19 protein-coding genes and 1 pseudogene are annotated in these 26,312 nt (G+C 73.2%); 5 read left to right on the forward strand and 15 right to left on the reverse strand.

Annotated features, from left to right (window positions below; translation table 11 throughout):
- Positions 1–185: 185 nt before the first annotated feature.
- Complete coding sequence (locus AC5K6T_RS29005) at positions 186–653, forward strand: GNAT family N-acetyltransferase (protein WP_493213733.1); 468 nt, start codon at positions 186–188, stop codon at positions 651–653.
- Here the strand turns inward: AC5K6T_RS29005 and galK are convergent.
- The 3 genes from galK to galT are packed head-to-tail and all read right to left on the reverse strand — an operon-like array spanning position 637 to position 3,813.
- The gene (gene galK / locus AC5K6T_RS29010) at positions 637–1,797 is read right to left on the reverse strand and encodes a galactokinase (protein WP_493213735.1); all 1,161 of its coding nucleotides are present in this window, start codon (positions 1,795–1,797) and stop codon (positions 637–639) included. The genes AC5K6T_RS29005 and galK overlap by 17 nt on opposite strands.
- A 1-nt stretch (position 1,798) precedes the next feature.
- Complete coding sequence (galE, locus tag AC5K6T_RS29015) at positions 1,799–2,761, reverse strand: UDP-glucose 4-epimerase GalE (protein ID WP_493213737.1); 963 nt, start codon at positions 2,759–2,761, stop codon at positions 1,799–1,801.
- A complete protein-coding gene (gene galT / locus AC5K6T_RS29020) occupies positions 2,758–3,813 on the reverse strand; it encodes a galactose-1-phosphate uridylyltransferase (RefSeq protein WP_493213739.1) in 1,056 nt (351 codons plus the stop codon). The genes galE and galT overlap by 4 nt, the downstream gene beginning before the upstream one ends.
- Before the next feature lie 271 nt (positions 3,814–4,084).
- Between galT and AC5K6T_RS29025 the strand changes: the two genes are divergently transcribed.
- Positions 4,085–5,773 (forward strand): sodium:solute symporter family protein, encoded by a 1,689-nt coding sequence (locus AC5K6T_RS29025; RefSeq protein ID WP_493213741.1) that lies wholly within the window; start codon positions 4,085–4,087, stop codon positions 5,771–5,773.
- 28 nt (positions 5,774–5,801) lie between these two features.
- Positions 5,802–6,110: pseudogene (locus AC5K6T_RS29030) on the forward strand (hypothetical protein); the annotation flags it as partial.
- A gap of 565 nt (positions 6,111–6,675) precedes the next feature.
- Here AC5K6T_RS29030 and AC5K6T_RS29035 read toward each other — a convergent pair.
- From AC5K6T_RS29035 to rsmI, 10 genes are all read right to left on the reverse strand, one after another.
- A complete protein-coding gene (locus tag AC5K6T_RS29035) occupies positions 6,676–7,431 on the reverse strand; it encodes a helix-turn-helix transcriptional regulator (protein ID WP_493213742.1) in 756 nt (251 codons plus the stop codon).
- Positions 7,432–7,727: 296 nt separating this feature from the next.
- Positions 7,728–9,776 (reverse strand): outer membrane protein assembly factor BamB family protein, encoded by a 2,049-nt coding sequence (locus AC5K6T_RS29040; RefSeq protein WP_493213744.1) that lies wholly within the window; start codon positions 9,774–9,776, stop codon positions 7,728–7,730.
- Between the two features lie 640 nt (positions 9,777–10,416).
- A complete protein-coding gene (locus AC5K6T_RS29045; protein ID WP_493213745.1) occupies positions 10,417–12,285 on the reverse strand; it encodes an outer membrane protein assembly factor BamB family protein in 1,869 nt (622 codons plus the stop codon).
- A gap of 468 nt (positions 12,286–12,753) precedes the next feature.
- On the reverse strand, positions 12,754–14,559 hold the full coding sequence (locus tag AC5K6T_RS29050; protein ID WP_493213747.1) for an ABC-F family ATP-binding cassette domain-containing protein: 1,806 nt from the start codon (positions 14,557–14,559) through the stop codon (positions 12,754–12,756).
- A gap of 201 nt (positions 14,560–14,760) precedes the next feature.
- Positions 14,761–15,657 (reverse strand): 4-(cytidine 5'-diphospho)-2-C-methyl-D-erythritol kinase, encoded by an 897-nt coding sequence (locus AC5K6T_RS29055; RefSeq protein WP_493213748.1) that lies wholly within the window; start codon positions 15,655–15,657, stop codon positions 14,761–14,763.
- Complete coding sequence (rsmA, locus tag AC5K6T_RS29060; protein WP_493213750.1) at positions 15,654–16,577, reverse strand: 16S rRNA (adenine(1518)-N(6)/adenine(1519)-N(6))-dimethyltransferase RsmA; 924 nt, start codon at positions 16,575–16,577, stop codon at positions 15,654–15,656. Before rsmA ends, AC5K6T_RS29055 begins: the two co-directional genes overlap by 4 nt.
- Positions 16,578–16,662: 85 nt before the next feature.
- Positions 16,663–18,261, reverse strand: coding sequence for a resuscitation-promoting factor (locus tag AC5K6T_RS29065; protein ID WP_493213752.1), 1,599 nt, complete (start codon positions 18,259–18,261; stop codon positions 16,663–16,665).
- A 346-nt stretch (positions 18,262–18,607) separates the two neighbouring features.
- Complete coding sequence (locus tag AC5K6T_RS29070) at positions 18,608–19,489, reverse strand: TatD family hydrolase (protein ID WP_493213754.1); 882 nt, start codon at positions 19,487–19,489, stop codon at positions 18,608–18,610.
- A 46-nt stretch (positions 19,490–19,535) separates the two neighbouring features.
- The gene (locus AC5K6T_RS29075) at positions 19,536–20,024 is read right to left on the reverse strand and encodes a hypothetical protein (RefSeq protein ID WP_493213756.1); all 489 of its coding nucleotides are present in this window, start codon (positions 20,022–20,024) and stop codon (positions 19,536–19,538) included.
- Between the two features lie 213 nt (positions 20,025–20,237).
- Positions 20,238–21,086 (reverse strand): 16S rRNA (cytidine(1402)-2'-O)-methyltransferase, encoded by an 849-nt coding sequence (rsmI, locus tag AC5K6T_RS29080; RefSeq protein ID WP_493213757.1) that lies wholly within the window; start codon positions 21,084–21,086, stop codon positions 20,238–20,240.
- A 391-nt stretch (positions 21,087–21,477) separates the two neighbouring features.
- Here rsmI and AC5K6T_RS29085 point away from each other — a divergent pair, with 391 nt between their 5' ends.
- The gene (locus AC5K6T_RS29085) at positions 21,478–23,202 is read left to right on the forward strand and encodes a dolichyl-phosphate-mannose--protein mannosyltransferase (RefSeq protein ID WP_493214289.1); all 1,725 of its coding nucleotides are present in this window, start codon (positions 21,478–21,480) and stop codon (positions 23,200–23,202) included.
- A 153-nt stretch (positions 23,203–23,355) separates the two neighbouring features.
- Here AC5K6T_RS29085 and AC5K6T_RS29090 read toward each other — a convergent pair whose 3' ends face one another.
- Positions 23,356–23,865, reverse strand: coding sequence for a hypothetical protein (locus tag AC5K6T_RS29090; RefSeq protein ID WP_493213759.1), 510 nt, complete (start codon positions 23,863–23,865; stop codon positions 23,356–23,358).
- Between the two features lie 440 nt (positions 23,866–24,305).
- Between AC5K6T_RS29090 and AC5K6T_RS29095 the strand changes: the two genes are divergently transcribed.
- Entirely contained in the window at positions 24,306–25,094 is a 789-nt protein-coding gene (locus AC5K6T_RS29095) for an NUDIX domain-containing protein (RefSeq protein WP_493213761.1), read from the forward strand.
- Here AC5K6T_RS29095 and AC5K6T_RS29100 read toward each other — a convergent pair.
- Positions 25,078–26,007 (reverse strand): NsdA family TPR-like regulatory protein, encoded by a 930-nt coding sequence (locus AC5K6T_RS29100; protein ID WP_493213763.1) that lies wholly within the window; start codon positions 26,005–26,007, stop codon positions 25,078–25,080. The two genes, AC5K6T_RS29095 and AC5K6T_RS29100, sit on opposite strands and share 17 nt — an antisense overlap.
- Positions 26,008–26,312 lie beyond the last annotated feature (305 nt).

Below are 26,312 nucleotides of genomic sequence, written 5' to 3' on the forward strand. Positions count from 1 at the left end.
CGGCGTCCGGAGCGTCGCGCCGCGCCGGCCGCCGCCGTGCGGACAGTGCTACCCCCGCTTCTGGCGTCGTACCCGACCGTCTCGCCCCCTGAGCGGACACCGGCCCCCACCGGTGCTGCTCATCAGAGTACGGACGGGGCCCGGCAGCGGAAGGCTATTTGCAGAACTGGCCGCCGGGCGCGTTTATGGTGTGCCGCATGTTTCGTATCGAGGCGGAAGTCGACAAGGCACGGCGTGATCTGCTCCGTTCACGTCTGCGCGACAGCAACACGGCGGCCTCCCCGGTGCTGCGTGCGTTGCGCGGCACCGCCCGGGAACGCGAGCGCGCGCTGCACCTGTGGGCCTCCGAGGAGGGCGGCGGGGCGGCGGGCCGGCCGGCGGGCGGGCTGGTCGGGTACACCTGGACGTCCTGGCTGCATGTGGCGATGCTCTGGGTCGACGAGCGCCATCGCGGACGCGGCCTCGGCAGCCGCCTGCTGGCGGAGGCGGAGCGGATCGCGCGCGAGGAGCGCGGCTGCAGCGGCTCCCGGCTGGAGACCTGGGACTTCCAGGCGCCCGGTTTCTACCACCGGCACGGCTACGAGGTGGTGTGCGCGATCCCCGACTACCCGCCGGGGGTCACCGAGTACACCCTGGTCAAGCACCTCGGCTGAGCCGTCTGGCGCCGGGGGACGGGAGGACTTCGAAGGTTCTGGGCGGGGTGCGGGCCGCGGTGGTGAAGGCCTTGTCGACGGCCCGGGCGAGGGCGGCGGTGGCGGGGGCCTCGGCGAGGACGACGGCGGAGCCGCCGAAGCCGCCGCCGGTCATGCGGGCGCCGAGCGCGCCGTGTGACAGCGCCGTGTCGACGGCCAGGTCGAGTTCGGGGCAGGAGACCCGGAAGTCGTCGCGCAGGGAGATGTGGCTGTCGGTGAGGAGGGGGCCGATGCCGCGGATGTCGCCGGCCTGCAGCAGTTCCGCCACGCGCTCCACGCGCCGGTTCTCGGTGACGACGTGGCGCACCAGGCGGCGTGTCTCCTCGTCGTCGAGCCGGGCGAGGGCCTCGTCGAGGCCGTCGTGGGGGATGTCGCGCAGGGCGTCCACGCCGAGCAGGGCGGCGCCCTTCTCGCAGCCGGCGCGGCGCCTGCCGTAGGCGCCTTCGGTGTGCGCGTGCCGGACCCGGGTGTCGACGACGAGCAGGCGCAGCCCCTGTGCGGCGGGGTCGAAGGGGATCTGCCGGTGCGCCAGGTCGCGGGTGTCGAGGAACAGGGCGTGGCCGTCGCGGCAGCAGGCGGACGCGGTCTGGTCCATGAGTCCGGTGGGCGCGCCGACGTACGCGTTCTCCGCGCGGCGGCAGAGGCGGGCCAGCTGCCAGCGGGCCAGGCCCAGCTCGAACAGGTCGTTGAGGGCGAGGGCGGTGACGACCTCGACGGCCGCCGAGGAGGACAGGCCGGCGCCGGCCGGGACGGTGGAGGCGAGATGGAGGTCGGCGCCGGTGACCGGGTGTCCGGCCTCGCGCAGGGCCCACACCACGCCTGCCGGGTAGGCCGTCCACTCCGTGTCGGTCTGCGGGCGCAGGTCGTCCAGGCGGAGTTCGGCGATGCCGTGGCCGGTGTCCGCCGAGTGCAGGCGGAGCACGCCGTCGGTGCGGGCCGAGACGGCGGCGAGCGCGGTCTGGGGCAGGGCGAACGGCATGACGAAGCCGTCGTTGTAGTCGGTGTGTTCGCCGATCAGGTTGACCCGGCCGGGTGCCGACCAGACGCCGTCGGGTGCGGTTCCGTACAGGGCGGCGAAGGCGTCTCGGACTTCGTGTTCCGCCACCTCACTGCTCCCTCGTGGTGTGCTGCGCGAACTGCCAGGCGTCGGCGACGATGCCCGCGAGGTCCGGGCGGGAGGGGCGCCAGCCGAGCCGGTCGCGGGCGGTGTCGGCGGAGGCGACCAGCACGGCGGGGTCGCCGGGCCGGCGGGGGGCGACGACCTCGGGGACGGGGTGTCCGGTGACCTGGCGGGCGGTCTCGACGACCTGTCGGACGGAGAAGCCCTCGCCGTTGCCGAGGTTGCAGATCAGGTGTTCGCCGGGGGTGGCCGCGTCGAGTGCGAGCAGGTGGGCCTCGGCGAGGTCGGCGACGTGGATGTAGTCGCGTACGCAGGTGCCGTCGGGGGTGGGGTAGTCGTCGCCGTAGACGGAGATGGCGTCGCGGCGGCCCTGGGCGACCTGCAGGACGAGGGGGATCAGGTGGGACTCGGGGTCGTGGCGTTCGCCGAGGCCGCCGTAGGCGCCGGCCACGTTGAAGTAGCGCAGGGAGACCGCGCCGAGGCCGTGGGCGGCCGCCTCGCCGGTGATCATGTGGTCGACGGCGAGTTTGGTGGCGCCGTAGGGGTTGGTGGGGCGGGTGGGGGCGCTCTCCGGGATGGGGATCTGCTCGGGTTCGCCGTAGGTGGCGGCGGTGGAGGAGAACACCAGTTTGCGCACGCGCGCCTCGCGCAGGGCGGCCAGCAGGGCCATGGTGCCGGCGACGTTGTTGTCCCAGTACTTCTCGGGCGTCGCCACGGATTCGCCGACCTGGGAGAAGGCGGCGAAGTGCAGGACGGCGTCGTAGGACGGGTCGAGCCACTTGGCGGCGTCGCGGATGTCGCCCTCGACGAAGGCGGCGCCCGCGGGGACGCCCTCGCGGAAGCCGGTGGAGAGGTCGTCGAGGACGGTGACCTCGTGGCCGGCCTCCAGCAGGTGCTGGGCGACCACGCTGCCGACGTATCCCGCCCCGCCCGTCACCAGGTACTTCATGAACTCGCTACCTCTCGCAGTCGCTCGGCCGCGCGCTCCGGCGGCACGTCGTTGATGAACACGCTCATGCCGGACTCGGAGCCCGCGAGGAACTTCAGCTTGCCGGAAGTCCTTCGGATGGTGAAAAGCTCCAGGTGCAGCGCGAAGTCGTCGCGGTGGACGCCGTCGTGCTCCGCCGGCCCGAACGGCGCCTGGTGCCAGGCGGCGATGTAGGGCGTGGGCGGTTCACCCTTGCCGAAGATACGGTCGAAGCGCCGTAGAAGTTCCAGGTAGATCCGGGGGAACTCGGCGCGTGCGGCCTCGTCGAGCCCGAGCAGGTCCGGCACCCGGCGCCTGGGGTACAGGTGGACCTCGTAGGGCCAGTGTGCGGCGTACGGCACGAACGCGGCCCAGTGTTCACTCTGCAGGACGACCCGCTCGGCGGCGAGTTCACGCTGCAGGACGGCGTCGAAGAGGTTCGTGCCGGTGCTCCGGCGGTGCGCGGCGGCGCGGCGCAGCATCTGCGCGGTACGGGGTGTGGTGAAGGGGTAGGCGTAGATCTGCCCGTGCGGGTGCTGGAGGGTCACGCCGATCTCCGCGCCGCGGTTCTCGAAGCAGAACACCTGTCGCACGGAGGGGAGATGGGACAGCTCCGCGGTGCGGTCGGTCCACGCGTCGAGGACGAGGCGGGCCTGTTCCCGGGTGAGGCCGGCGAAGGACGCGGCGTGGTCGGGGGTGAAGCAGACCACCTCGCAGCGGCCGGAGTCGCCGGCCAGGGAGGGGAAGCGGTTCTCGAAGACGACGACGTCGTACGACGTGTCGGGGATCTCGCTGGGCCGTCCCTCGCGTGAGGGGCACAGGGGGCAGGAGTCGGCGGGCGGGTGGTAGGTGCGGTCCTGGCGGTGGGAGGCGACGGCGACGGCGTCGCCGAGCAGGGGGTCGCGGCGTACCTCCGATGTGGTGACGGTGGGCGTCAGGGGGCGGCGGTCGACCGCGTCGCGCACGCAGTCGTCCCGCAGGTCGTAGTAGATGAGCTCACGACCGTCGGCCAGCCGGGTCGAGGTCTTCTTCACCGTGACGCTCCGTCTCTCCTGATCCGTCCGGTGGGTGACGTGCATCGCACGCACCATCCGGGAAACTTTTCCAACAGAACCAAACACATGGAAGCACAGAAACACTCGACAGTCACCAGCCCGAGGTGGACCGCCCGCCCATCACCACCGACCACCGACCAATGACCGCCGACCGGTGACCAGCGACCGGTGACCCCGATCAGTGACCGGCGACCGGCGACCGGCGACCAGTGACCGGCGACCAGTGACCATCGACCGAGGTGAGGTCCGGATGCACACCCCTCCCCAGCCCGTGCACCTCGCCGCTGAACTGCGGCTCTCCACGAACTGGCTCGACTACACGATCCTGGCGATCTACTTCGTCGTCGTGCTGGGCATCGGTTTCGCCGCCCGCCGCTCGGTGAGGACGACCCTGGACTTCTTCCTGTCCGGGCGTTCGCTGCCCGCCTGGGTGACCGGCCTGGCCTTCGTCTCGGCGAACCTGGCCGCGACGGAGATCCTCGGCATGGCGGCCAACAGCGCCGAGTACGGGGCGTACACCGTGCACTGGTACTGGATCGGCGCCATCCCGGCGATGGTGTTCCTGGGCCTGGTGATGATGCCGTTCTACTACGGCAGCAAGGTCCGCTCGGTGCCGGAGTTCCTGCTGCTGCGCTTCGACAGGGGGGCGCACCTGCTGAGTGCGCTGCTGTTCGCGTTCGCGGCGGTCCTGATCGCGGGGGTGAACCTGTACGCCCTCGCGATCGTGGTGGAGGCGCTGCTGGGCTGGCCGGAGTGGGTGGCGATCGTCGTCGCGGGTTTCTTCGTGCTGGCCTACATCACCCTCGGCGGGCTGTCCTCGGCCATCTACAACGAGGTGCTCCAGTTCTTCGTGATCCTGGCGGCGCTGATCCCGCTCACGGTGCTCGCGCTGCGCAGGACCGGCGGCTGGGACGGCCTGACGGACACCCTCACGAGGACGCACGGCCCGGACTTCGTGACCGCCTGGGGCGGCACCGGCATCGGCAGCGACAACCCGCTGGGCGCGAACTGGCTGACGATCGTGCTGGGGCTCGGTTTCGTGCTGTCCTTCGGGTACTGGACGACGAACTTCGCCGAGGTGCAGCGGGCGCTGTCCGCGAGGAACCTGTCCGCGGCCCGGCGCACCCCGCTCATCGCCGCGTACCCGAAGATCTTCATCGTGTTCCTGGTGATGATCCCCGGCCTGGCCGCGGCGGCACTGGTCCCGGGCTTCGGCACCGAGCAGTCGGGCTACCAGTACAACGACGCCATCCCGTACCTGATGCAGGACCTGCTGCCCAACGGCATGCTGGGCATCGCGGTGACGGGGCTGCTGGCGGCGTTCATGGCGGGCATGGCGGCGAACGTGTCGTCCTTCAACACGGTGTTCACCAACGACGTCTGGGCCCGGTACGTGGTGCGGGGCCGGGAGGACGGCTACTACGTGCGCTTCGGCCGGCTGATCACCGCGGTCGGTGTGCTGGCCTCGATCGGCACCGCGTTCCTCGCCTCGTCGTTCTCGAACATCATGAGCTACCTCCAGACGCTCTTCTCCTTCTTCAACGTGCCGATGTTCGTGGTGTTCGTGGTCGGCATGTTCTGGCGGCGGGCGTCGATGAAGTCGGGCTTCTGGGGTCTGCTGGCCGGTACGACGGCGGCGATGGTGAACTACTTCGTCCTGTACAAGCTGGACGTCGTCTCCATCCCGACCGACCAGGGCGCCAACTTCGTCTCCGCGATCGCGGGTTTCGCGGCCGGCGCCGTGGTGATGGCCGCGGTGTCGCTGTTCACCGCGCCCAGGCCCGAGGAGGAGCTCCGGGGCCTGGTCTACGGCACCCGCTCCCCCGGCTCGGCGGAGCCGCCCGCCGAGGGCGACGACGCCTGGTACCGCAGGCCCGCCCTGCTGGGCTGGGGCGCCGTGGTCCTGGCGGCGGCCTGCTACATCCCGTTCTCGTTCTGAGCCCCACCGACCGCGTACCGGAGGAACCATGACCGAGCATCACGGATACTCCGACAAGGACGTCCAGGAGGAGGTGACCGCGCTGGCGGGCAGGTCCGCGACGGCCGCCCGGCTGTTCGACATCCGGCGGATCATCGGCGGACTGTTCGTGCTGTACGGCGTGATCGTCACGATCGCCGGGTTCACCGCGTCAGACGCCGACGTGGACAAGGCCGAGGGCGTCAACATCAATCTGTGGACCGGGCTGGGCATGCTGCTGCTCGGCCTGTTCTTCCTGGCCTGGCTGAGGCTGCGGCCCACGGCCCCGCCGCCACAGGACGAACCGCCGCGGGAGCAGGGACCGGGAGGCCCCGGCGCAGGCGGTCCCTCCGGCACGGAGGGCCCGGGAGGCCCGGGAGGCCCGGGAGACGCGGGAGGCCCGGGAGACGCGGGAGACGCGGGAAGCGCGGGAGACGCGGGAAGCCCGGGAGACGCGGGAAGCCCGGGAAGCGCGGGAGGCAGCGCGGGAGGCCCAGGAAACGCGGGAGGTCCGGGAGGTCCGGGAGGTCCGGGAGACGCGGGAGGTCCGGGAGGTCCGGGAGACGCGAGAGGTCCGGGAGGTCCGGGAGACGCGAGAGGTCCGGGAGGTCCGGGAGACGCGAGAGGTCCGGGAGGTCCAGGAGACGCGAGAGGTCCGGGAGGTCCAGGAGACGCGGGAGGCGCGGCCGACGTGACGCGGACGGGAGCCTCCGGGGGTGAGGGGGGCGAGCCGCCGCGCGGGTAGGGCGGGCCTGCGCTCCCCGCGCTCCGCCGGACGTTCCGCGGCACGACGCCGGTCGGCCGCAGCGCCGTGGCGGCCGGTCGCGCGGTTCCCCGCGCCCCCTCCCGGGCCCGGCCGGACCGCAGTGGACGCCGCCCGCCGCTCAGCGCCTCCGCTCCGGCGCCGGGCCGGACGCCGGGCCCGCCGCCGGGCCGGATGCGGGGCCGGATGCGGGGCCGGGTGCCGGGCCGGGTGCCGGGCCCGCCCGGTCCAGGAGGCCGGTGCGGGCCGCCAGAGCGGCCGCCTCCAGCCGGGAGCCGACACCCAGCTTCATCAGCACCCGCTGCACATGGGTGCGGGCGGTGGACGGGGCGATGCCCATTCCCGCGGCGATCAGCCGGGTGTCCTCGCCGTCCGCGACCCGCACCAGCACCTCCACCTCCCTCGGCGTCAGCATCTCCAGCAGTCTGCGGCCCTCGTCGTCGGGCTGGGCCGCCGGGTTGAGCAGCTCACCGAACGCGCCCTGCAGCAGTTGCGGCGCGACCGCCGCCTCGCCCTGACGGGCCTTCATGATGGCCCGTTCGACGCCCTCTATGCGCTCGTCGTGCCGGACGTACCCGGAGGCACCCGCGGCGAACGCCGCCGCGATCCCGCGCGGGCTGGGCACCGGGCCCAGCACCAGCACCGCCACCTGCGGGCGCTCCCGCTTGATCCGCACCACCGGGTCGAAGGCGCCCGGCTCCGCGGGCGTGCCCGTGCCCAGCAGGCACACCTCCGGCGCCCGCGCGATGACCAGGTCCGCGGCGCCCGCCGCGGGCGCCGCCGCGGCGAGCACCCGGTGCCCGCGCAGCTTCAGCGCCGAGGCCAGCGCCTCGGCCAGCAGACGGTGGTCATCGACCACCATGAGCCGTACTCCCATCGAGACCCCCCAGTCCCCCCGGACGCCTCTGCGGTTTCCTGAAGTCACCATGGACGGACCCCGTTCACCGGGGCTCCGGCGTCCCCGCCCTCATCTGCACCCGGAAGCTACACGCTTGTTCGACGCCGCGTCCCCGGTACTCATGAGAAGTGCCCCGGATCGCCGACATTCCTCTCATTCGACGGTGTTGCACGACAACGCGCAAGACCCCGCCCCTGAACAGGGGCAGGGTCCGGGGCGGCGGCGAGCGGGGGCACGGCGCCCGCGGCGGGGCGGCGGCCCGCCCGGCCGCGGGCTCAGCCCACGCCGAAGGCGACGAACAGGTAGTCGGTGTCGCCGGAGAGCGATCCCGGCGAGCCGGCGTACACGTCGGCCAGGAACAGCCGGCCCCGCGCGTAGCGGATCTCGGAGAAGCTGGGCAGGAACCCGGCCTCCGCTTCGCGGACCTTCTCGTCGCCGGGGTTCTCCAGCAGGACCGTCTGCTCGAAGGAATCGGGGTCGATGCTGACGACCTGGCCGCCCTTGTCGTAGGGCGGGGTCTTGTAGGCGATCAGGTCGGGGCCGTCCATGCGCAGCGGCCACAGACCGTAGTTGTCGCCGGCGTCCGCGCGCCGGCCGGTCTGCTTGCCGGTGGCCAGGTCGAAGGCGACGATCTCGTTGGTCTCGCTGTACTCGGCGGCTCCGTCGTGGTCCTCGGTCGCCAGGTAGAGCCGGTCGTTGCCCACGACCGCGCCGTCGCACCCCTCGACCCGGGAGATGCCGTCGCAGTCGGCGACGTACTGGTCGTCGGGGGCCGTGACGTGGCCGCGCAGCTTCCCGGTCCGGTTGTCGACGGCGAAGAAGTCCAGGACGCCCGGGGAGTCGCCGCCGTTGCGGCCGGCCTCGGCGGCCAGCACCAGCGGGTCGGTGGAGACGATGCCGGCGTACTCGATGCCCTGGGCCATCTTGTACTCGGACCGCACCTTCCCCGACCTCGCGTCGAGGGTCTGCACATGCAGCGTGCGGTTGCCGTACTGGCCGCACTTGCGCAGCGCGACCAGCTGGGGGCCGCCGCCGTATCCGGCGTCGAAGCAGGTGTCGCCCGGCTTGGGGGACCACAGCGGCTCGCCGGACACGAGGTCGAACGCGGCGCCGCCGCTGGTGCTGCCCACCGCGACCGTGGCCCCGCTGATGGTGACGTTGTCCCAGGTGATGAGGGAGTCACCGAGCTTGGCGGTCTTCGTCCACAGCTTGGTGCCGGCCACCAGGTCGATGGCGGCGACCTGGCTGCAACCCTCGGAGGAGCTCTTGGCGGGCATCCGTGGCTGGAACACGACGGCCGCCTTGCCGTCGCCGCCGGTGAACCGGCTGGCGTGACACACCGGGCCGGGCAGCTTCACGGTCCACTTCTCGGTGCCCTTGTCGGGGTCGTAGCCGACGACCTCGGCGATGCCGCTCTTGGCGTACACCCCGTCCGTGAGCCAGGAGCCCGCGACGGCGACGGTCTCGTTCTCCTCGACCTTCGGCATCGGCACCTGGAACAGCACCTTGGAGGCGGGGTCGGCGGGCGCCTTCTCGACGGCCTCGGCGGGGGTGGAGCCGCCGCCGTCCCCGTCCTTGTCGTCGCCGGCCGTGCCGTCGGCCGCTGCTCCGGAGCCCGAGTCCGTACCGCCGGAGGGACCGCCGCCGGACCGCGCCGTGTCGTCCTTGCCGCCGTGCGTGCCGGCGTACCAGACGCCGCCGCCGATGATCAGCGCGATCGCCAGGACCGCCGAGACGACGATCGCCACCTGCGCCCGGACCGCCCGCGCGGCGGCCGGCCCGCCGTTCTGCGACGGCATCGGCGCGGTTGGGTGCGGGTGGCCGGGGCCCGGCCCGTACCCGCCCGGCTGCGGCTGGGCGTACGGGTTGGGCCCGCCGGGGTAGCCGTAGCCGGGCCCCGGCGGCTGCGGGGCGGCCTGCGGGTAGCCGTAGCCGGGCCCCGGCGGCTGCGGCTGGGCCGCGGCGGGCTGCTGGGGCGGGCCGTAGGGGCCGGGGCGGGCGGCCGGGCTCTGCGGCAGGGGCGGTGCCGACGGCGCCTGCCCCGGCCCGGCGCCGGGCTGCGGCCCCGTCCGCGGCGGGGGCGGGTCGCCGAAACCGGCCTGCGGCTGCGGCTGCGGCTGCGGCTGCGGCTGCGGCTGCGGCTGCGGCTGCGGCTGCGGCTGCGGCTGCGGCTGCGGGGCATCCTGCGGCGGGCGGTCCGGCAAGGGTCGGCTCGGCTCGGACCGGTCCGGCTGGGACCGGTCCTGTGAGGGCGGGTCCTGTGAGGGCGGGTCCTGTGAGGGCGGGTCCTGTGACGGGCCGGGCGGCGGGGGCGGGGTGCTCATCGTGTGGATACCTCGGTGAAGCGGACGGGGGAGAGCGGAAGCTCGGACGGGTCTGGGGGACGGGCGACGGGTGGCGGATGCCCCTGCGGGTGGCGGATGCCCCCTGCGGGAGCCGGGCGTCGGGCCGGTCCACGAGGCCGGGGACCGGGCCGGACCACCCGGCCGGCGCCGGATCCGCCCGCGGGGCCGGCCGCCCGGGCAGTCCGCGGCGCGGGCGGCCGGGAGCGAGGCGGCCGGGGCAGGACCGGCGGAACCGGAACCGGCGGAACCGTTCCGGCCGCGGTTCCGGGCCGGAGACCGGGGACCGGACCGAAGACCGGGGACCGGACCGGAGACCGGGGACCGGACCGGGGAGACCGGACCGGAGACCGGGAGCCGGACCGGGGAGACCGGACCGGAGACCGGGAGCCGGACCGGGGAGACCGGACCGAGGACCGGACCGGAGACCGGGGACCGGACCGGGGAGACCGGACCGGAGACCGGACCGGGGAGACCGGACCGAAGACCGGGGACCGGACCGGGGAGACCGGACCGGGGACCGGACCGGGGACCGGACCGGAGACCGGGAGCCGGACCGAAGACCGGGAGCCGGACCGAAGACCGGGAGCCGGACCGGAGACCGGGAGCCGGACCGGAGCGGTCACTCGCCGAAGGCCATCATCAGCTTCTCCCGGTCCTCGTCATAGCCGGTGAGCCGGGTCGACGACAGGAACAGCCGGCCGCCGGACCACTCCAGGTCGCGGGCGAAGAAACCGTTCTCGATGCGGGCGGCGGCCGACGGGTTCTGCAGCAGTGTCACCGGCGTGTGCGCACCGCCGGACACCGGGACGGAGACGACCCGGCCGCCCTCGTCGTACGAGGGCTCGACGTAGGCGACGAGGCTGCCGCCGTCCACCCGCAGGGGCAGCATCGGCTCGTCGGCCGGGGACTTCACCCGCCACTGCTCCTTGCCGGTGGCCAGGCTGAACGCGAGGATCTCGTTGGGTCCGCCGCTCGCCCCGGTCGGCAGGAAGAGCGTGTCGCCGCCGACGGCCACGCCCTGACAGCCGGTCAGAGCACGGTGGAGGACGGACCAGCCGCACTCGGGGGCGACGGGCTCCTCGGTCTCGACCTGGGAGCGGACGGCGCCGCGCGCGGTGAACGTGGCGATGTTCCAGGTGTTCTCGTCCTTGTTCTCGCTGTAGACCACGAGCGGGTCCACGGACAGGGTCCGGTCGACGCGGTACCCCTTGTCGTACGGGAACGTCCACTTGACCTTGCCGGTCTTCGGGTCGAGCTCCCGCAGTTCCTCGTGCTCGTCGGCGGTGGCGGCGCCGCAGGACGCCACGGAGATCAGCCTGCTGCCGCCCGCGAACGCGCTCGGATAGCAGGCCTTGCCGTACTTCGCCACCTCGAACAGCTTGCGTCCGGACGTCGCGTCGTACGCCACACCCGACTGCGACCGGCCCACCATCAGCGTGTCGCCGGTCAGCGAGAGCTCGACGGTGATGGCGCTGTCGAACAGGGCGCCGTCGGGCACCTCGCCGCTCCAGCCCTGCTCGCCGGTGGCGAGGTCGACGCGCTGGAGCCGGTTGCACTTGGCGCGGTCGCTCGCGCCGCTCATGTACGCCACGACGATCGCGTCGTCGGCGGTCTTCTGCGGGGTCACCGCGCAGATCCTCTGCGGGAAGGTGACCGGGTCCCAGGCGGGCTCGCCGTCGGCGACGTTCCAGGCGAACAGCTGCTTGTAGGCGGCCTTCACCGCGGTGGTGTCGCCGATCCACATGCCGTCGGCGTCGGCGCCGGAGCCGGGGGCGTCGGGCGCCTCCTGGTACCAGAGCACCCTCGTCTCGCCGGGCCTGCGGCCCTCGTTGAGGTCCTCGGGCTCGTCGCCGCCGTCGCCCTTGCCGTCGCCGGGGTCGGCCGGGGCGCCCGAGGCGGACGGCCCGGCGTCGCCGCTCCTCCCGGCGGCGACGGGCTTGGCGGGCGCGGGATCGCCGCCGCCGTCGCCGCGCGTCACCGCGTACACGGCGGTGCCGACGAGGAGCAGCGCGACCGCCGCCGCGCCGGCGATCAGGGCCGGCCTGCCCCTGAAGGAGCCGCCGGACCGGCCGGCCGGGGGCGGGGGCACGGGCGCGCCCGGGTAGGGCGCCTGCTGCGGGTAGCCGTAGCCGGGCTGCGGGGCGTAGGGGCCCGGCTGTGCGTACGGGCCCGGCTGCGGCGGCTGCCCGTGGGGGCCGGGCTGCTGGGGCACCGTGCAGGGGCCGGGCTGTGCGTACGGGCCGGGCTGGTGCGGGTGGCCGTGACCGGGCTGTGGCTGCGGCGGCTGGGCCGCGGCGGGCTGCCCAGGCGGCTGGCCGGGCTGCGGGGACGGCCCGTCCTGCGCCGCGGGCTGCCGGTCGGGCGGTTGCCCGGAGGGCTGCGACACCTGCCGCGCCGGTTGCCGGGGAGCGCCGAAGCCACTGCCGGGCGGCGGATCCTTCGGTGCCCCGAATCCGCCCTGCGGCGGCTGGTCGGGCGGCTGAGTCATCAGCGTTCTCCCCCTCGTTCACTGACGTTTAGCCCCGCCCTGAGGTGCGTGGACGACCCAGGACCTGTCCGGCGCCGGACCGTTCGCGGACCGTTCGCGGACGGCTCTTTCTATCACCCGCCCCAGGGCGTCAAGACGCCCGGATCGTCCCCTGTTCCCAAGGGCGGACCGGGTCGTGATGAGGCCGTTACGCGCCTTCACGCCCCCTTCACGCGCCGTCCGCGCCCCCCGGGCGGGCGCGGACGGCCGTACGGACGGCGGTGGTTCGGGGCAGGCGGGCGCGGGCGAGCCCTAGGGCGTGTTTCGAAAGTCCCGCCTGCCTGGCGGCGTCTGGCACGCACGCTCGCCGCGTTGTCGGGCTCGCCCCGATACATCCAGTATCGGGGCGACCCTCCGCCTTGCGATCGCACGCACCAGACGCCGCCAGGCCTGCCCTTCGGGCAGACGACGCTACTTTCGAAACACGCCCTAGGCGTCCTCGGCGAGTTCCAGCCAGCGCAGCTCCAGTTCCTCCCGCTCGCCGGAGAGCGCGCGCAGCTCCGCGTCGAGTTCGGCGACCTTCGCGAAGTCGGTGGCGTGCTCGGCGATCCGGCCGTGCAGCGTGCTCTCCTTCTCGGAGATCTTGTCCAACTGCCGTTCGATCCGCTGGAGTTCCTTCTTCGCCGCGCGCTGGTCGGCGGCGCTGCGCTCCGCGGCGGGCTTCGCCGCGGCGGCGGGGGCGGAGGCGGCTGCGGCCTCCTCCATCCGGCGACGGCGCTCCAGGTACTCGTCGATGCCGCGCGGCAGCATCCGCAGCGTGGCGTCGCCGAGCAGCGCGTACACCGTGTCGGTGGTGCGCTCGACGAAGAACCGGTCGTGGGAGATGACGATCATCGAGCCGGGCCAGCCGTCGAGGACGTCCTCCAGCTGGGTGAGGGTCTCGATGTCGAGGTCGTTGGTGGGCTCGTCGAGGAAGAGGACGTTGGGTTCGTCCATGAGCAGACGCAGCAGTTGCAGGCGGCGCCGCTCGCCGCCGGAGAGGTCGCCGACCGGCGTCCACTGCTTGTCCTTGTTGAAGCCGAACGTCTCGCACAGCTGTCCGGCCGTCAGCTCGCGCCCCTTGCCGAGGTCGACGCGCTCGCGCACCTGCTGCACGGCTTCCAGGACCCGGGTGGCGGGGTCGAGTTCGGCGACCTCCTGGGAGAGGTAGGCGAGCTTGACGGTCCTGCCGACGGTGATGCGGCCGCCGGCCGGCTGGGCCTCGCCCTCGGTGCGGGCGGCCTCGGCCATGGCGCGCAGCAGGGAGGTCTTGCCGGCGCCGTTGACGCCGACCAGGCCGATGCGGTCGCCCGGTCCGAGCTGCCAGGTGACGTGCCTCAGCAGCGTCTTGGGGCCGGCCTCGATGCCGACGTCCTCCAGGTCGAACACGGTCCTGCCCAGCCTGGAGGAGGCGAACTTCATCAGCTCGCTGCTGTCGCGGGGCGGGGGGACGTCCTTGATGAGCTCGTTCGCGGCCTCGACGCGGAAGCGGGGCTTGGAGGTGCGGGCGGGGGCGCCCCGGCGCAGCCAGGCCAGCTCCTTGCGGACGAGGTTCTGCCGCTTGGCCTCCGCGCCGGCGGCGATGCGCTCGCGTTCGGCGCGGGCGAAGACGTAGTCGGAGTAGCCGCCCTCGTACTCGTGGACGGTGCCGCGCTGGACGTCCCACATGCGGGTGCAGACCTGGTCGAGGAACCAGCGGTCGTGGGTGACGCACACCAGCGCCGAGCGGCGTGCGCCGAGGTGCCGGGCCAGCCAGGAGATGCCCTCGACGTCGAGGTGGTTGGTGGGCTCGTCGAGCACGATCAGGTCGTGGTCCTCGATGAGCAGCTTGGCCAGGGCGATCCGGCGCCGCTCGCCGCCGGAGAGCGGGCCGATGACGGTGTCCAGGCCCTTGGGGAAGCCGGGCAGGTCCAGGCCGCCGAACAGGCCGGTGAGCACGTCGCGGACCTTGGCGTTGCCCGCCCACTCGTGGTCGGCCATGTCCCGGATGACCTCGTGCCGGACGGTCGCCCGCGGGTCGAGCGAGTCGTGCTGGGTGAGTACGCCCATGCGCACGCCGCCGGCGTGCGTGACCCGTCCGGAGTCGGCCTCCTCCAGCTTGGCCAGCATCCGGATCAGCGTCGTCTTGCCGTCGCCGTTGCGGCCGACCACGCCGATGCGGTCGCCCTCGGACACGCCCAGGGAGATCCCGTCCAGCAGGGCACGGGTGCCGTACACCTTGCTGACGTTCTCGACATTGACCAGGTTGACGGCCATTTCACTCCTGAGCGCGGGGATCGATCAGCCTTCAAGCGTAGGGCCTCGGGGGTGGCGGGCGGCGCGCGAGGGGGCGGTCACTCTTTGTGATGACGTGGACGGGGAGGGGCGGCTGCCGTGGAGGAGCAGGCGCCAGGACGCCGACCGTCCGTACCCCGCGACATCGGCCTCACCGCGATCGACGCACTCCGAGGCGGGGCCTCACAGGACGGTCGCGCCCGGCGCGGGCCCCTGCGCGAGGCGTGCCGCGCGGCAGGTGCCCGAGGCCGTCAGGGCGTGGGCGACCTTCTCGGCGGCGGCGCCCGACTCGCACAGGAACGCCGTCGTCGGGCCGGACCCGGACACCAGCGCGCCCAGGGCGCCGGCGGCCGTGCCGGCCGCGAGGGTGTCCGCCAGGGACGGCCGCAGCGAGAGCGCGGCGGGCTGGAGGTCGTTGACGAGGCTCGCGGCGAGGGCGTGGGCGTCGCCCTTGGCGAGCGCGGTCAGCAGGTCAGGGGAGGCGGCCGGCGCGGGGACGTCCGTGCCCTGGGTCAGGCGGTCGAACTCCCGGAACACCGCGGGCGTGGACAGCCCGCCGTGGGCGAGCGCGAACACCCAGTGGAAGGCGCCGCCCACCTCCAGCTCCGTCAGGCACTCGCCCCGTCCGGTGCCCAGCGCGGCCCCGCCAATCAGGCTGAACGGCACGTCGCTGCCGAGCTCGGCGCAGATGTCCAGCAGGTGCTCGCGGGATGCGCCGGTGCCCCACAGCGCGTCGCAGGCGAGCAGCGCGCCCGCGCCGTCGGCGCTGCCGCCGGCCATGCCGCCGGCGACGGGGATGTCCTTGGCGATGTGGAGGTGCACGTCGGGCGTGCGGCCGTGCCGGGCGGCCAGCGCGACGGCCGCGCGGGCGGCGAGGTTCGAGGCGTCCAGGGGGACCTCGGCGGCGTCGGGGCCCTCACAGGTGATCCGGAGTCCGCCGGGGGACGGGGTGGCCGTGATCTCGTCGTACAGTCCGACGGCGAGGAAGACGTTGGCCAGGTCGTGGAATCCGTCGGGGCGGGCGGCGCCCACCGCGAGCTGGACGTTGACCTTGGCCGGTACGCGTACGGTGACGCTCACTTGCCGCTCTCCTCCTGCCGGGCGGGCCGTCCGTGCGGGGTGCGCGGGTCCTGCCCGGTGCGCGGGCCGTGCTCGGCGATCCGGGCGAACTCCTCCACGGTCAGCGCCTCCCCGCGAGCCTGCGGCGACACCCCGGCCGCGACCAGGGCGGCCTCGGCGGCTGCCGCGGAGCCGGCCCAGCCGGCGAGGGCGGCGCGCAGTGTCTTGCGGCGCTGTGCGAAGGCGGCGTCGACGACGGCGAAGACCTGCTTCCGGGTGGCGGTGGTCGGCAGCGGTTCGGTCCGCCGGGTCAGCGCCACCAGGCCGCTGTCGACGTTGGGCGCGGGCCAGAAGACGTTCCGGCCGATGGCGCCGGCCCGCCGGACGTCGGCGTACCAGTTCGCCTTCACGGAGGGCACGCCGTACACCTTGGAGCCGGGGGCCGCGGCGAGCCGGTCGGCGACCTCCGCCTGGACCATCACCAGGGTGCGCTCGATGCTCGGGAAGGTCTCCAGCATGTGCAGCAGCACGGGCACCGCCACGTTGTACGGGAGGTTCGCCACGAGGGCGGTCGGTGCCGGGCCGGGCAGTCCGGTGACGTGCATCGCGTCGGAGTGCACCAGCGAGAACCGGTCCGCCCGCTGCGGCATGCGGGCCGCGACGGTGGCGGGCAGCGCCGCGGCCAGCACGTCGTCGATCTCCACGGCGGTGACCCGGTCGGCCGCCTCCAGCAGGGCGAGGGTGAGGGAGCCGAGCCCCGGTCCGACCTCCACGACCACGTCGTCGGGGCGTACCTGCGCGGTGCGCACGATGCGGCGGACCGTGTTGGCGTCGATCACGAAGTTCTGGCCGCGCTGCTTGGTGGGGCGCACGCCGAGCGCGGTCGCGAGGTCGCGGACGTCGGCGGGCCCGAGGAGGGCGTCGGGGGTGGGGCTGCTCACGGCACAAGGGTACGGGGGTGCGCCGGCCCTCCCGCACGGCCGGGGCGTGCGGACCCGGCGGTGCGGGGAGGACCGGGTGGAGGGCTCACCCGTGCAGCCGGGCCCCGCAGTGCGGCCAGGGGCTCGCACCGCGGCGCACGTAGAGCTTCTTGGCGCGGAAGGTCTGCTCGGCGGCGGGCGCGTCCTGCGGGCGGCCGCTGCCGCCGAGTCCCTGCCAGGTGCGGACGTCGAACTGGTACAGCCCGCCGTAGGTGCCGGAGGGGTCGACCGCGCTGGGCCGGCCGCCGGACTCGCACGCGGCGAGGGCCGCCCAGTCGAGGCGGTCGGCGCCCCGCACGGCGGTGGGCATCGGCCGGGTGCCGACCTTGACGATCCGGGGGCGCGGCCGGCGCACGATCTCGGTGTCGACGGTGCGGGGCCGCTGCCGGACGCCGTTGACCGTGCGCAGGTGGTAGGTGACCCTGCGCAGGCCGGGCTGTCCGGGCTGTTCGACGGAGACGGTGCCGCGGAACAGCGTCGGGTCCTCGGTCCGTTCCACCTCGAAGGGGATCGGCTCCTCGCGGACCTCCTTGCTGCGGGTGATGCGCAGTACGGTGACGGTCTGCCCGTCGCGGGGGAAGCTGCCCGGCGGGACGGAGGTGGTGTCCTGCCCGTGCAGGGTGACTCCGGCCTGCTCGACGGCCTCGCCGACGGTCGCGGCGTTGGTGCGGATGGTGCGGGCGCGGCCGTCCGCCATGACCGTCACGGAGCGCTCGGTGCGGACGTCGAGCGTCAGGCCCGCGCGCGGAATGCCCAGCGAGCGTGCGGCCGAGAGGTAGGCGCCCTCCGCGCGCACGCCGAGCTGTCCGAGCGCCTCGTCCACCGTGCGTGCCGTCGTCCACAGCTCGTGCCGCCGGCCGTCGAGGGTGAGCCGCAGGGGGCGCCCGTGGCGGACCTCGACCGCGCCGCCGTCCTCCAGACCGGTGCCGGGGGCGGGTGTCACCACGTCGTGCGCCCCGATGTGCACGCCCTCCTGCGCGAGCAGCTCGCTCACGTCGTCGGCGAAGGTGTGCAGGGTCCGCGACCGGCCGTCGAGGGTCAGTTCGACGGCCTTGTCCTCGGCGACGAAGGCGCTGGTGCCGCCCGCGAGGAAGGCGACCACCAGAGCCTGGGGCAGCAGCCGGCGCACGGAGCCGTCGGCGCGGCGCGGTGTGTGGGCCCGCCCCGCCGAGCCGCCGGCGGGCGCCGGACCGGTGGGTGCCGGACCGGTGGGTGCCGAACCGGTGGGTGCCGGACCTCCGGGCGCCGGGCGGCCCGCGTCCGCCGGGCTGACGCTCTGGCGGGGCAGCGCGGTGTCGCGCGGGGCGTGGCCCCCGTGGGAGGCCTGGGTCCCGTAGGGGCCGGCGGGACGGCCGGACTCCCGGTGGGACGCGTGGGCGGGGGCGTACGTGTCCGGGCCCCGCACGTAGGTGTCGGGGTGCGTCCCGTAGGGGCCGAGGGGGCGGGACGGGGCCGGGGAGGCCGCCGGGCCGGGGCCGCCCGGGTAGGTCTCGCCGTATCCGAGGGTGTCGGCGGTGTGCGGATCGAAAGGGGCGTACGACGCTCCCCCCGCGCCCGGGGCGTACGCGGGGCCCGGGCCGTCGAACGGGTCGTACTCGGGGATGCGCGCGTACCGCTCGTCGCGCACGTACGGCGAATCGCTCACACCGACACGCTCCAGGAGTCCATAGCGGTCCACAGGGGTCCCGATCGGGCCCCCAGAACCTAGCGGAGTGACGGTCACTCTCCAAAGCGACGCGACCACGCACCGTGGCGGAGCCGGTGCGCACCCTCCCCGCGGACGGCTCCGCACGGGGGTGCCCGCCGGATTCCACCTACGGACGCACGCTCGGCATGCGGGCACGGAAAGGGGGCACGGGACGCACGCTCGGCACACGGGCACGGAAAGCGGGCACGGGACGCACGCTCGGCATGCGGGCACGGCACGCACGCACGGGACGCGCGTCCGGGCTGCGCCGCGGGGCCCGCGACGCGTCGTGCGGCGGGCGGGGTCAGTAGCCGAAGGCGCGCGCGGTGTTCGCGGCCAGGGCGCCCGCCAGGGTGTCCTCGTCGACGCCGCGCACGGCGGCCATGGCGCGCACGGTGACCGGGACGAGGTACGGGGCGTTGGGGCGTCCGCGGTACGGCGCCGGGGTGAGGAACGGCGCGTCGGTCTCCACCAGCAGCAGTTCCGGCGGGGCGACGGCCAGCGCGTCCCGCAGGTTCTGGGCGTTCTTGAAGGTGACGTTGCCGGCGAAGGACATGTAGTACCCGGCGCGGGCGCAGATCTCGGCCATCTCGGCGTCGCCGGAGTAGCAGTGGAACACCGTGCGGTCCGGCGCACCCTCCTCCTTCAGCACGCGCAGGACGTCGGCGTGGGCCTCCCGGTCGTGGATGACGAGCGCCTTGCCGTGCCGCTTGGCGATCTCGATGTGGGCGCGGAAGGAGCGCTCCTGGGCGGCCTTGCCCTCCTCGCCGGTGCGGAAGTGGTCGAGGCCGGTCTCACCGACGCCCCTGACCTGGTCCAGCGCGGCCAGCCGGTCGATCTCGGCGAGCGCCTCGTCCAGCGCGGCGTCCCCGCCGGGGGCGCGGGCGCCCTGCCGGGACCAGCCGTCGGGGTCCCCGTGGACGAGGCGAGGGGCCTCGTTGGGGTGCAGGGCGACGGTGGCGTGGACGGCGTCGTACGCCGCCGCGGTCTGGGCGGCCCAGCGGGATCCGGCCAGGTCGCAGCCCACCTGCACGACGGTCGTCACACCGACCGACGCGGCCTTCGCCAGGGCCTCCTCGACGGTGCCGGACTGCATGTCGAGGTGGGTGTGGGAGTCGGCGACCGGCACCGCGAGGGGCGCGGGCAGGGGCGGCGCGGTGTTTCTGTCGGCGGCGTTCGAAGGCATGCCCCGATCCTACGGAAGGCCGCCCGCGCCCCGGCCGGCCCGGTGTTCAGCCCGCCTTGTGCTGGAACGGGTGCAGCAGGTCCGACAGGTGCCAGCGGTGCCGGTCCCCGCCCGGCCCGCCCGCGGTGTCCGCCGCGTCCGGCCCGCGCCCCTCGGGCCCGCGCGGCCGCTGCCGCGAGCGGTCGGCCCTGCGCGCGGTCGCCACCCGTCCGGCGCGCATGATGCGCAGGACGTGGCTGTCGCAGTTGTGGCACAGCGGACGGCTGAGCGGGGACGGCACGACCCGGCCGTCGGCCACGTACACCACGAACTCGCGGCCCTCGGCGTCGAAGTGGTGCTCGATCTCGTACGACTGCTCCCAGCCGGTGCCGCAGCGCATGCAGGCGAAGGCGTAGGACTCGTGGACGACGAGATGGGCGACGGGGTGGGCGTCGGGGTGGGCGACGGGGTGGGCGTCGGGGTGGGCGTCGGGGTGGGCGTCGGCGGCGGGCGCCGCCTGCGTGCGGTGGCCTGTCTGCCCTGCGGTCTCGGTCATGCCAGCTCCTGGTTCCGCTGGAGGGCGGGGACGGGTACGCCCCCGGGTAGCCCCGACAACCAGTGCACTCCTCGACCGTCGAGAACGCGACAGCCCTGTCGACTATTGGCGGCGTTTTGGGCCTTCCTTGCCGCAACGCCGGCGGCCCGAGGCCTGCGCTTTGCGTTGCCCCCTACACCTTTTGCACAGAAATCAGTCGGCCGGCCGCATAGATCACGCGCCCGCGTTCTTCGCGGCGACCACCGCGTCGAACACCTCCCGCTTGGGCAGCCCGGCCTCCGCCGCAACGGCCGCGATGGCCTCCTTGCGCCGCTCCCCCGCCTCCTCGCGCACCCGCACCCGGCGCACCAGCTCGGCGGCGTCGAGTTCCTCCGGGCCGCGCTCCGGGGCTCCCTCCACGACCACGGTGATCTCCCCGCGCACGCCTTCGGCGGCCCAGGCCGCCAGCTCGGCCAGCGGACCGCGCCGGACCTCCTCGTACGTCTTGGTCAGCTCCCGGCACACGGCGGCGCGCCGGTCCGCGCCGAACACCTCGGCCATCGCGGCGAGGGTGTCGTCCAGCCGGTGCGGCGCCTCGAAGTAGACGAGGGTGCGCCGCTCCCCCGCCGCCTCCCGCAGCCGGCCGAGCCGCTCACCGGCCTTGCGGGGCAGGAACCCCTCGAAGCAGAAGCGGTCGACGGGCAGCCCGGACAGGGCGAGCGCGGTGAGCACGGCGGACGGGCCGGGCACGGCGGTGACGCGGACGTCCCGCTCCACGGCCGCGGCGACCAGCCGGTAGCCGGGGTCGGACACCGACGGCATGCCGGCGTCCGTGACGAGCAGCACCCGCGCACCGCCGAGGAGTTCCTCCACGAGTTCGGGGGTGCGGGCCGTCTCGTTGCCCTCGAAGTACGACACCACCCGGCCCTTGGGGGCCACTCCGAGCGCCTGGGTGAGCCGGCGCAGCCGCCGCGTGTCCTCGGCGGCGACCACGTCGGCGCCGGCCAGTTCCTCGGCGAGCCGGGGCGGCGCGTCCGCGATGTCGCCGATGGGGGTGCCCGCCAGTACAAGGGTTCCAGTCACCCCACCATCCTCCCAAAGCGACGGCGCCCCCTCGTGCCACGGCCACGGCCACCGCCACCGCCGGCGCCCCGCTGCCTCGTGCCACGGCCACCGTCACCGCCGGCGCCACCGCCGGCGCCACCGCCGGCGCCACCGCCGGCGCCCCGCTGCCTCCCGCGCCCGTCACCGTCCGCCGCCCGCCGCGCCCGGGAGGCCTTCGCGGCGCCCCGTACGCCTCTCCGGTCCGACGCATCCTCCCCATGCACGGGACTCACACAGCACCGTTCCCTACGATGGCGCGGTGACCAGTACCGCGTCCTCGGCGTCCTCGGCGTCATCCGCGTCCCAGGAGCCCTCGGAGTCCGCAGCGTCTCCGGGGTCTCCGGAGTCCCCGGAGGCCGCCGCCTCCCCGGTGGGCTCCCGCCCCGAGCAGGGCTCCCCGCACGACCAGGGGCCGCCGTGGCGGCAGCGGCTGCGCCGGTTCGGCCACGCGGCGCGGCCCGAGGGCGACGTCCGGGACCGGCTGGTACCGCCGTACGCCGAGCCCTCCCCCCGTCTGTGGGCGGTGCTCGGTGTCCCGCCCGGACGCGCGGCGGTGCTCACCCGCCTCTCCGGCTGGCTCGGGCCGCTGCTGGTGACGCTGTTCGCGGGCGTGCTGCGGTTCTGGAACCTGGGCAGCCCGAAGGCGGTGATATTCGACGAGACGTACTACGCCAAGGACGCCTGGGCGCTCGTCCACCGCGGCTTCGAGGTCAACTGGGACAAGGACGCCAACGACCTGATCCTGTCCTCGCACGGGCAGGTGCCGATCCCCACGGAGGCGGCGTACGTCGTCCACCCGCCGGTCGGCAAGTACGTCATCGGTCTCGGCGAGCTGGTCTTCGGGTTCGACCCGTTCGGCTGGCGGTTCATGACCGCGCTGCTCGGCACGCTGTCGGTGCTGATGGTGTGCCGGATCGGGCGGCGGCTGTTCCGGTCCACGTTCCTCGGCTGCCTGGCCGGCGCACTGCTCGCGGTGGACGGCCTGCACTTCGTGATGAGCCGCACCTCGCTGCTCGACGGGGTGCTCATGTTCTTCGTGCTCGCCGCGTTCTGCTGCCTCGTCCTCGACCGCGACCGGGCGCGCGCCGGACTCGCCGCCGCGCTGCCCGCGGGCCCCGACGGGCGGGTCCGCCCGGACGCGCGGACCGCCGACACCCTGCGGCTGGGCGTGCGGCCGTGGCGCTGGGCCGCGGGGCTGATGCTGGGCCTGGCCATCGGCACCAAGTGGAACGGCCTGTACTTCCTGGCCGCGTTCGGCGTGCTGACGGTGCTGTGGGACATCGGCTCGCGCAAGGTGGCGGGCGCCCGCCACCCGTACACGGCCGTGCTCAAGTACGACCTGGGGTGGGCTTTCCTGGCGACCGTGCCGGTGGCGGTCGCCACCTACCTGCTGTCGTGGACCGGCTGGATCCTGTCCCCGTCGGACGGCACCGGCGGCTACTACCGCGACTGGGCCACCGCGAACGGGCGCGGCAGCGACTGGTCGTGGCTGTTCCCGGACTGGCTGCGCAGCCTGTGGCACTACGAGAACCAGGTGTACGACTTCCACATCGGACTGCACTCGCCGCACACCTACGAGTCCAACCCGTGGAGCTGGCTCGTGCTGGGCCGCCCGGTGTCGTACTTCTACGAGTCGCCCGCACCCGGCCAGGACGGCTGCCCGGCCGACGCGGGCGACAAGTGTGCGCGCGAGGTGCTGGCGCTGGGCACGCCCGTGCTGTGGTGGGTGGGCTGCTTCGCCCTGCTGTACGTCCTGTGGCGGTGGTTCTTCCGCCGTGACTGGCGGGCCGGGGCGATCGCCTGCGCCGTCGTGGCCGGGTACCTGCCCTGGCTCTTCTACCAGGAACGCACCATCTTCTTCTTCTACGCGGTCGTGTTCGTGCCGTTCCTGTGCCTGGCGGTGGCCATGCTGGTCGGCGCGCTGGTCGGCCCACCCGGCTCGACCGAGGCCCGCCGCGTGGCCGGCGCGACCGGCGCGGGCGTCCTGGTCCTGCTGATCGCCTGGAACTTCGTCTACTTCTGGCCGATCTACACCGGCACCGCCATCCCCATCGACGACTGGCGCTCCCGGATGTGGCTGGACACCTGGGTCTAGCTGGGCGGAGGCTGCCATGGCGTGACGGAACCGCGTCACGCGATGACGGTCGTTGTTGGTCGCTCGCGGCCGTGGTTGGTCCCCCTCAGACGGCCCCGAGACGGCCCGCGGGGGACCGCGAGAGGAAGCCAGGCCCATACGAGTGTCGAGAGGTTACTCGTCGCCTTCCCTATCACTCTCTTTCTCGTTCTCCACGGCCTTTCTGGCTTTGTCTTCCCTTTCCCGCGCTTCCCTCTCCAGCTCGTCCTCACGCTTCTTTTGCTCCTTGGATTCCATAAGCATTCCGACGCCCCGCCCGAAGAGCATGCCACCGACGGTTGTAGCCGGTGCAGCGATCACGGTCCCAATTGGGCCCAGGGCGACGACGCTGCCAGCGCCGCCGCTAATGAGGAGGAGACCACTTAGAGCGCACAGAGCTCCCGTCAAGCGATTTGGCAGGTCACCGTCTGGGACTTCACCCTTGAGTAGAATCTCCGACCTGCGGACGAGATCGTCAATCTGTTGCTGGCCACATTGATCGATGTACTCAGCTGTGTCGTTAGCTACGCGGTAAAGAAATTTCCCGAGGTCGGGACTGATGCCGCTCGTATCGTGCGTTGCGTGCTTGGCGAAGTCCCGCACGAAGCTGACGCTACTCTGGATGGCTTCGAGCTCCGCAGCCATTTGCTGACCTACTTGGGCCAGATCTTCACGTGAGGAACTGCTGAGATGGGACTCAGCCAGTCCTCCCGTCCAGATCACATCTAGGGCCAGCAGACGAAAGCACCTATCGGCCAGATCCACCGCTCGGTGCTGCTCTGAGATCGAAAGGGACATCGGTTGGCCTCCTGCCAGCACACGGCATCAGTGCTAATCAACGTCGAGCGTAGGTATGGCCTTCCTGCAACGCCTTTCGACGCGGACCAAAGGGGTGACCGCCCAGACTCGGCGCCTCCTCGCGTCGTGTGTGGCTAGCGACCGCACGTGTCACCGGCGGCGACATACGGCCTGCTAAGCGAGCCTGCCCCGCTGCGACCGCTCGACGAGTGCACAGACCTGGTCAGCAATGAACTGCGCCCCGCTACCCTGGTACGCACCACTTCAGAACGGAGAGTGCTCCGCGGATGGGACCGAAGACGACCAAGGTCTACGAGACGCTTCGCGAACGGCTCGCTGACGGCACCTACGCGCCCGGCGAGAAGTTCCCCTCTGAACGCACCCTGACCGAGGAACTGAGCATCGGACGGACCGCACTCCGGCAGGTTCTCGCCCGTCTCGTGACGGAGGGCTCCTTGGAGGTCCGAGGCCGGAGTTCGTACCGGGTCCCCGGTGATGTGAGCGTGAAGACGCCCGAGGGGCTGGAGCCGTGGCGCATCCACGGTGAGCGGGATCTCTACGACAACCGATGGGTGAAGCTTCAGCTCTGGGATGTGGAGCCGCCGGGCGTGGAGCCGTTCGAGCATCACGTTGTGAAGCTTCAGCACGTCGCCATCACGGCCGTGGTCGACGAACAGGACCGCGTCCTGATGATGTGGCGGTACCGGTTCGTTCCGCAGCGGTTCGGCTGGGAGCTCCCCGGCGGCATCGTCGATGAGGGGGAAGCCCCTGCGGAGACGGCGCTCCGGGAAGTCGTCGAAGAGACCGGGTGGCGCCCGAAGAACATCGAGCACGTCGTGACCTATCAGCCCATGGTCGGCATGGTGGACTCGCCCCACGAGATCTTCGTTGCGCACGGCGCCGAGAAGGTCGGCGAGCCGACCGACCTGGAGGAGGCTGGGCACATCGAGTGGGTGCCGCTCGCCGACGTTCCCGGGCTCATGGCCCGCGGTGAGCTACTGGGTTCCGGCACGCTGGTCGCGCTGCTTCACATCCTGGCCAGCAGGGGCAAGCAGGGCGTCACAGCCGCTCGCTGAGCAGGTCGACCCGGCGGCGCTGCCGCACCGAACCGGTGCGGCTCGCCAACAGCCGCGCCTGTCGCAGGTGGGTGTTCGCGTCGTCGTACTCGGCGCGGGCAAGGTGCGCTTGCGCCAGGTCCGTGTGAAGCCCTGCGCGGGCCCGCACGAACGTCGGGTCCATGACCTCAAGGGCGCCGTAGAGGTCGGTCACAGCCTCACCGTCACCGAGCAAGCCGAGCACGTTGCCGCGCCACCGTGCGAGGTGGGCGCCATTCAGGAAGATGCTGAGCATGTCAGGGTCCCGGTCCTCGGGGCCCGACGGGATGACTGCGGTCGCCGCGTCCAGCGCACGCTTGCTGTCGTCCGCCATTCCGGCGTGCGCGCACAGCTCGGCTTCCGCTGCATGCAGCCAAGCCCGGAGCCGAGGGGAACCGGACTGGCCGAGGGTGCGCTGAGCGTCGCGGATGAGGTCCACGCCGAGCGCCGGACGTCCGGCGTCGCAGAGGACGTACGCCTGCTCGCCCATGGCGTGCGCGAGGTACATCGGAGCTTCCGCGTCGCGAGCAGCGCTCTTCGCCAGCTCGTAGTGTCGCCAGGCTCGTTCAACGGCGCCCGAGTCGATTGCCTGCCAGGCCGCGAGGGTGGAAGCACCGGCCAGCGCGAGCGCCACTGGGCGCCGCGCCGTTGGTAACACGGCGAATTTCAGGGCCTCTTCGAGGGTACTGAGGTGCCCCGTCATCTGGTCGACAAGACTGACGGCGCCCATCTGCCGGTCCATGGTGCGGAGTAGCTCCGTCTGGTCGTTGAACGCCTTGACCATGGTCTCGCTCACGCTGCTGGCGGAGTCAATGCGGCTTAGCAGGTCGTCGTACCCGTCGGCCATCGGTAGCGTCGGCTTTTGAGAGACGCCTCGCAGCTCGGCATCGGTCACGCCGAGGAGGTTCCGCAGGATCGCCGCGTAGCGGTCCGAGATGGGGCGTCGCCCGTTCTCCCACTCTGACACGTAGACCCGCAGACTCGCCGTGGAAGCAACGTCCGTGAGGTTCCGTCGGCCGTACTGCTCGATCTCGCGGATGAGTCGCTCCTGAGACCACCCGCGCGCCGTTCGCGCGCTACGCAGTCCTGATCCTGCACTCACAAGGCACCCCGTTCGGCGTCAGTCCGATCGTTGCTCACCCATGCTGCCTCACATTATCGCAGGTCAAAAGGGGTTAACACCAACCCTAACTAGCCGTT

The sequence above is a fragment of the Streptomyces sp. B8-7 genome (assembly GCF_058833805.1).

Coding starts and splice junctions, on each gene's coding strand:
- AC5K6T_RS29050 (WP_493213747.1), bottom strand. CDS start 14,559: ATGGCCGTCAACCTGGTCAATGTCGAGAACGTCAGCAAGGTGTACGGC.
- AC5K6T_RS29075 (WP_493213756.1), bottom strand. CDS start 20,024: ATGACCGAGACCGCAGGGCAGACAGGCCACCGCACGCAGGCGGCGCCC.
- AC5K6T_RS29090 (WP_493213759.1), bottom strand. CDS start 23,865: ATGGCTGCGGAGCTCGAAGCCATCCAGAGTAGCGTCAGCTTCGTGCGG.
- AC5K6T_RS29070 (WP_493213754.1), bottom strand. CDS start 19,489: ATGCCTTCGAACGCCGCCGACAGAAACACCGCGCCGCCCCTGCCCGCG.
- AC5K6T_RS29040 (WP_493213744.1), bottom strand. CDS start 9,776: ATGAGCACCCCGCCCCCGCCGCCCGGCCCGTCACAGGACCCGCCCTCA.
- AC5K6T_RS29035 (WP_493213742.1), bottom strand. CDS start 7,431: ATGGGAGTACGGCTCATGGTGGTCGATGACCACCGTCTGCTGGCCGAG.
- AC5K6T_RS29025 (WP_493213741.1), top strand. CDS start 4,085: ATGCACACCCCTCCCCAGCCCGTGCACCTCGCCGCTGAACTGCGGCTC.
- AC5K6T_RS29045 (WP_493213745.1), bottom strand. CDS start 12,285: ATGACTCAGCCGCCCGACCAGCCGCCGCAGGGCGGATTCGGGGCACCG.
- AC5K6T_RS29005 (WP_493213733.1), top strand. CDS start 186: ATGGTGTGCCGCATGTTTCGTATCGAGGCGGAAGTCGACAAGGCACGG.
- galE (WP_493213737.1), bottom strand. CDS start 2,761: ATGAAGTACCTGGTGACGGGCGGGGCGGGATACGTCGGCAGCGTGGTC.
- AC5K6T_RS29095 (WP_493213761.1), top strand. CDS start 24,306: ATGGGACCGAAGACGACCAAGGTCTACGAGACGCTTCGCGAACGGCTC.